The following is a 5,500-nucleotide window of genomic DNA, read 5'->3' on the forward strand; positions in this document are numbered from 1 at the left end:
TACCGACCCGGCGCCAGCCCGCACGACCAGCGGTAACACCGCCGGGTCGACATCCACGCCCTCCTGCGCGCAGACCGACGTCAGATGGTCACGCAGCACCCCGGGCGGAACCAGCCGGAACGCGTAGTGGTGCGTCCGGGACCGGATGGTGGCGATGACCTTGTCTGGCTCGGTGGTCGCGAACACGAACTTCAGGTAGGACGGGGGCTCCTCGACGACCTTGAGCAGAGCGTTGAAGGCCGCCGCGGTGACCATGTGCGCCTCGTCGACGACGAACACCTTGAAGCGCGCCGAGGCGGGTGCGAAGAACGCACGCTCTCGCAGATCACGGGCGTCGTCGACCAGCCCGTGGGAGGCGGCGTCGATCTCGGTGACGTCCATGCTGACCCCACCGCGGATCGACACGCACTGTTCGCAGACCCCGCACGGTTCCGGTGTCGGACCGTTCACGCAGTTCAAGGATGCGGCAAGGATGCGCGCGGACGACGTCTTGCCGCAGCCGCGCGGCCCACTGAACAGGTAGGCATGGTGGAGACGGCCGGTGCGCAGCGCCTGCATGAGCGCGCCGGTGACGTGCTCCTGGCCGACGACCTGGGAGAAGGTCGCCGGACGGTATCGGTTGTACAGCGCACCGCTCACTGGACCACCGGCTTACCTGCCTCATCGGAACCCAGGACCACGCCCTCGTAACGAAGGCGCCCACGTAACAAAGGACGACCCCCCGCACACCCGCCAGAGCCTGCTTACCCTTGCTGCCTTCCGGCCCTGGGGGGGTTCACGAGGGTGACGCCGCGCGAGGGGTCTGCTCGACAGTCTATGGCCTGCTGGAGGGATCTTCGCTGTGGGGTCGGCCTGCCACGGGTAATCGTTATCTGGTCGACAAACCGTAGCGAAGTATTTCATACCATTCAGTCTCGCGACGGCCCGAGTGCACGCCGTGCGAAGGTAGCGGCACCCCGATCGCCCACAGCGCGCAGGAAACTCGGTGAGGTCGAGCATGAGCATCAGCATCCGTAACCAGATTCTCGGAACTGTGACCGAAATCACCTTGGGTGAGGTGATCGGCACTGTGAAGATCCGCCTGGCTGCCGGGCAGGAGGTGACTGCCGCGGTGACCACCGAGGCGATCCGGGATCTTGGCGTCACCGATGGCTCGCAGGTCCGGATCCTGGTCAAGTCGACTGAGGTGGCCCTGGCCGTGAACGCGGTGTCCGGCCTGAGTATCCGCAACCAGATCCCCGGCACGGTTACCGGGATCGACCAGGGTGGGGCGATGGCCGTCGTGAAGGTTGCCATCGAGGGAGGGGACCAGATCACCGCCGCGATAACCAAGGCGGCTGCCACCGACCTCGGTCTTGCGCAGGGCTCCGCGGTCACCGTCCTGATCAAGTCCACGGAGGTCGCGATCGCCGGCGTCTGACTCGGCGGGGGATCGCTCCGCCCGGCGCCTCCATCGTCCGTCAGATCCGATAGGGTGGCCAACGGAGGATTCGCCTAGTGGCCTAGGGCGCACGCTTGGAAAGCGTGTTGGGGGCAACCCCTCGCGAGTTCGAATCTCGCATCCTCCGCGCGCCGGCTTAGCCTGCTCGCTGAACTGCCTCGAAAGGGTTCCCGGACCCTTTGATCATCCAGCCGTCGGCGGAGGATCCGCAGGTCCGGCTGTGGCTGCGTGCGGACGTCGAAGGGTGGATGGACCGGCACCGGCCCGGGTGGCGGGAGCGGGACTGAGCCCATGGGACGGGCAACGAGAGATCAGCGGATGCGCGGCCAATGCCCCCTGCGCCGGGCTCGATGGTCGGGCCGCTACCGTCTCATCACACCAGGAACTCACGTATGGTCACGAAAGGGCCACACACGGCGAATCACGCTTGTGTAATTAGCCGCGAAACGCTGTGCCTGACCGGCGACGTGGGTAAGTTCGAGCGGAGGTTGAGGGATGCTTAGACCACGGCACCCGATCAAGGAGCTGGAGGCCGTTTTACGGAGCGCAGAGAAGCAAGGCTGGAAGGTCGACAGGGGCAAGGGCTACTTCAAGATGTTCTGCACCTGCGGTGAGCTCCACAAGAAGTTCGTGCACCTCACCCCGTCCGACCCCAACTACGAGAAGAACCTCCGCGGGTATCTGAAGAGCCGAACATGCTGGAAGGAGGACATGCCGTGAGGTACTACACGATGACCGAACTCAAGGCCAGTGGCCCGCTCGACGGCCTTGACGCTTATACTGATCTTCTCGCTGACGCTCTGTACAGCCTGCACAACGTCACCGACCCCGACCTTGGCGCCACCCTCAGCACCGGCCGCATCGACGTCACAATGATCGTCGATGCTGACACCCTCGAAGAGGCTCTGCACAAGTCCCTCACCGCCACGCGTACCGCGATCCACGCGGCCGGCGGCGCGACTCCCGACTGGGAGCGGATGATCCGCGAGGTTGGCACGCAGGCCCGCGAACTCACCGACGCCTAGCAAGCACCGGTCACCAACGCCAACGGCTCGAGGCCCGGCCCCGCTCGGGAACCGGGCCGTGAACCCTTAATCAATATGGGCGCGTGGTGGGCACGGACACTCTGATCACCCCTGTGGTTCCCTGGCCCATCCTGACATCACAGAGCGTGAAACGCCCGGGTAGACCGGCATATCTGGGTTCATCCGGCATCGCCTGACATGCCGTCCGAAGGGTTCGAATCTCGCATCCGCCGCGCGCTGGTTTGGCCTGCTCGCTGAACTGCGTTCAGCTTCGCGGGTGGCCGTGATGCCTGCCCGGGGGGGCGACCCCCGGACCCCCGGTGCCGGGCTTCGCCCGGCTGTGTATCCGATCATCCGTTTGCGGTAGCAGGCTGCGCGGTGTCGGGCAGTCGTCCGGAACGACGTCAGCCGCCGCCGCGCGCCACCCACGTCTGCCGGGCGATGGCGTATACGGCGTCGCCGCGGAACGTGCGGTGTGCGTCGGTCAGGCCGAGCTTGCCGGCAACCCGGATCGATGCGGCATTGCCCGGGTGGATCAACGAGATGACCTCGTCAGCCCCGACATGGGTAAAGGCGAACTCCAGTACCGCCGCTCCGGCTTCGGTCGCCAGCCCCAGTCCCCACAGGTCGCGGCGGAGGAGCTGTCCGGGACGATGCGGCGCCGGCTCGGCGCCGCATGACCGGGCTGGCCGAGCGCCACACCCTGCGGACTACTCCGACCGTCCGCCGCGCGCTCGCCGAGCGCCTTCCCAAGGCCGTGGCCACGGGGCCGCGTACGAGTTCATCACCGGGCCGCTTCTGGAGGCTCCTTACCGGGTGGGGAAGCGGCTGATGCCGCCGCTGGACGACCGGTTCAGCACCCGCCGTGGCACCTATCGGATCATTTACCGCATCGACGACAAGGCCATGACGGTGACCGTCGTCGACATCGACCACCGCCGCGACGTCTACCACCGCTGAGCACCGACCGGACAAGACGTCCGAGTGACCCAGCGTGACTGTGATCCGGGCGCATCCTCGCGTCCCGGACCGCGGTCTTTTCGATCTCTTGGAACCCACACGGTCCCCACGCCGGTTCCACCAATCAGCGTTTTCGGCCGGCTGTCAGCGATCACGCTCGATGCGGAAACCGCTGCGGCACAGGGGATTCCGGCTATGAGCGATCCTCGCCGATTTGCTCTTGATCGGGTTCGAATCTCGTATCCTCCGCGCGCCGGCTTGGCCTGCGGAGACGCCCCTTTTGGGGATGTCGCACCCTTGGTCACCGTGAGCGCAGAACGGGCAAGTGGGCACACCAGTACATGATCAACTCCTCGGGGTTGGCCCCCGGTGATCGATATGAGCACGTTGTGGGCACACGCCTGCACGCGTCGTCGGGTCCCTGCTGCGCCACCCGGGCGTGGACCGGTCCGAAAGGTGCGGCGGTGGACACCGAGGTCGGAGCGGACCACAGAAGCTACGGACAGAGAACATCACGGGTAGTCACCGCGCCTCGGTGCGGTGACTACCCGTCGCTGGGTGGCCTCGGTCATCGTCCCAGCTGTTTTGACGCGGAGGTGATGTTGACGCCCAGGCGGTCCTGCGCGCTGCGCGCCGCGGGTGAGGATGGCCTCGGTGGCGTCAGCCACGCCGGGCCGTGCGCTACTGCCGGGTCTCGTCCCCACGAAGTCGTTACATGAGAGCGAAGAACACCCGGCTACTGTCCAATGACAGAGACTCCTCGACGATCCAGCTACCGCCTTGCACCTGATCGGTGGGGACGGACACGCAGGCGTTGCCTGAGGCCTCGGCGTTCGGGAACATCTCGCTGACGTCGCTGAGGCTGTCCGGGACGACCCCGCAGTAATCGTCCTCGCCACCCGCGCCGAAGGTGTTTCCGCCCGAGCCGTGGAAGTGGATCGACAGGTCGACCCACGGTGTCCCGGAGCCGGTCCCGGTGTAGGTCACCTTGACGGGCACCAGCACGAACTGTCGGCCAGCGGCGGGGGGCTTGTTGAACTGATTCTCGGCGGCGACCTGGGCGGCCGCGTTCAAGACCGTGGGGCCCAGGGTCAGCTGCCAGTCACCGATGTCGACGGTGGTACCGGCCGGGCAGCGGCTTCTGCCGGGTGCCGGGGGCGTCGCCGGCGGACGCCCTGCCGGGGGTGGCCGAGCCGTCCGGCTGGCCGACGATGTCGGCTCCTGCTCCGTCCGGATCGATGCCGGCGCACCCGGTCATCGCCAATGCCACGGCGACGAGGAGCGAGAGGATCGCGGGGGAAGCGGCCCGTCTGGCACGCGTTTCAGCGGAAGTTGTGATTCTGGACGGCATGAAGAAACGCATTCGATGATCACTTTCTGGGTATCTTGTGGCGAGTATCGAAAAGGTGTGGACGGTTGACTTTCTCGTGGTGGGAACTTTGTTCAGGCTCTGTCTTTTCCGCCGTTCCCGATCCCTTTCCCGGCCCGTTCTGGTCGTTGGACGGCTACCGAAGGTCGGACTCGGCCGTTGCCTGAACAGATGCCGCGTGTTCGGTGCGTTCTGTTCGCGAGGGTCGAGGAGCTGACCGGAAGGGAAACCCCGGCGCGTGGCCGCGCGACGTCGACGACATCCGCTACGACGACGCGCAGACCGTGCTGCTGCACGGCCTGTTCGACCAGCGCCGGTTCCTCGACCTGCTGCGCGGCTACGTCACGTTCGCCAGCGTGGGCGGCTCCGGCCTGCGGAAGCGGATCGCGAAGGCGCACCAGTACTTCGCGGTCAGCCGGGCGGTGGAGAAGACCGTCGAGGCGATCCGCGGCGACGGGAAGGCCGGTGTCGTCTGGCACACCCAGGGCTCCGGCAAGTCGATGGAGATGGAGCTCTACGCCTACCAGGCCAGCGTCGACCCGCGGCTGGCGAACCCGACGATCCTGGTGCTCACCGACCGGATCGACCTCGACGACCAGCTCTACGGGGTGTTCAGTTCCAGCCTGCTGCTGCCGGGCGAACCCGTGCGGATCGGCAGCCGCGAACAGCTCCGCGCGGAGCTGTCGAGCCGCGCGACCGGCGGCA

At 66.7% G+C, this 5,500-nt stretch carries 8 protein-coding genes, 1 tRNA gene and 1 other RNA gene; 6 read left to right on the forward strand and 4 right to left on the reverse strand.

The annotated features are described in order from the left end of the window. Both dnaX and ffs read right to left on the reverse strand, forming a co-directional pair. Positions 1-639: DNA polymerase III subunit gamma/tau (gene dnaX, locus DD1DGNOD_RS03150; protein ID WP_131769401.1), on the reverse strand; the 639-nt coding region annotated here is incomplete at its 3' end. Positions 640-709: 70 nt separating this feature from the next. Next, positions 710-806, reverse strand: an RNA gene (gene ffs / locus DD1DGNOD_RS03155) — signal recognition particle sRNA small type. A 191-nt stretch (positions 807-997) separates the two neighbouring features. Between ffs and DD1DGNOD_RS03160 the strand changes: the two genes are divergently transcribed. The 4 genes from DD1DGNOD_RS03160 (at position 998) to DD1DGNOD_RS03175 (ending at position 2,466) form a co-directional block, all read left to right on the forward strand. Then, positions 998-1,420, forward strand: a complete 423-nt coding sequence (locus tag DD1DGNOD_RS03160; protein WP_131765145.1) for a TOBE domain-containing protein — start codon at positions 998-1,000, stop codon at positions 1,418-1,420. Between the two features lie 63 nt (positions 1,421-1,483). Then, positions 1,484-1,568 (forward strand) — tRNA-Ser (locus DD1DGNOD_RS03165). 368 nt (positions 1,569-1,936) lie between these two features. Continuing rightward, entirely contained in the window at positions 1,937-2,161 is a 225-nt protein-coding gene (locus DD1DGNOD_RS03170) for a hypothetical protein (RefSeq protein WP_131765146.1), read from the forward strand. Further along, entirely contained in the window at positions 2,158-2,466 is a 309-nt protein-coding gene (locus DD1DGNOD_RS03175) for a hypothetical protein (protein ID WP_131765147.1), read from the forward strand. The genes DD1DGNOD_RS03170 and DD1DGNOD_RS03175 overlap by 4 nt, the downstream gene beginning before the upstream one ends. 404 nt (positions 2,467-2,870) lie before the next feature. Here the strand turns inward: DD1DGNOD_RS03175 and DD1DGNOD_RS03180 are convergent, their stop codons facing one another. Beyond that, on the reverse strand, positions 2,871-3,092 hold the full coding sequence (locus DD1DGNOD_RS03180; protein WP_346434255.1) for a GNAT family N-acetyltransferase: 222 nt from the start codon (positions 3,090-3,092) through the stop codon (positions 2,871-2,873). Between the two features lie 205 nt (positions 3,093-3,297). On the opposite strand from DD1DGNOD_RS03180, the gene DD1DGNOD_RS28715 reads away from it, so the two are divergent. Further along, a complete protein-coding gene (locus DD1DGNOD_RS28715; RefSeq protein ID WP_241255433.1) occupies positions 3,298-3,426 on the forward strand; it encodes a type II toxin-antitoxin system RelE family toxin in 129 nt (42 codons plus the stop codon). Positions 3,427-4,137: 711 nt separating this feature from the next. On the opposite strand, the gene DD1DGNOD_RS03190 is transcribed toward DD1DGNOD_RS28715, so the two are convergent. Next, positions 4,138-4,500 (reverse strand): hypothetical protein, encoded by a 363-nt coding sequence (locus DD1DGNOD_RS03190; RefSeq protein ID WP_131765148.1) that lies wholly within the window; start codon positions 4,498-4,500, stop codon positions 4,138-4,140. A 480-nt stretch (positions 4,501-4,980) separates the two neighbouring features. On the opposite strand from DD1DGNOD_RS03190, the gene DD1DGNOD_RS03195 reads away from it, so the two are divergent. After that, the coding region (locus DD1DGNOD_RS03195; protein ID WP_241255434.1) for a DEAD/DEAH box helicase family protein at positions 4,981-5,500 on the forward strand (520 nt) is incomplete at its 3' end.

It is taken from the genome of Candidatus Protofrankia californiensis (assembly GCF_900634765.1).
GTDB lineage: Bacteria > Actinomycetota > Actinomycetes > Frankiales > Frankiaceae > Protofrankia > Protofrankia californiensis.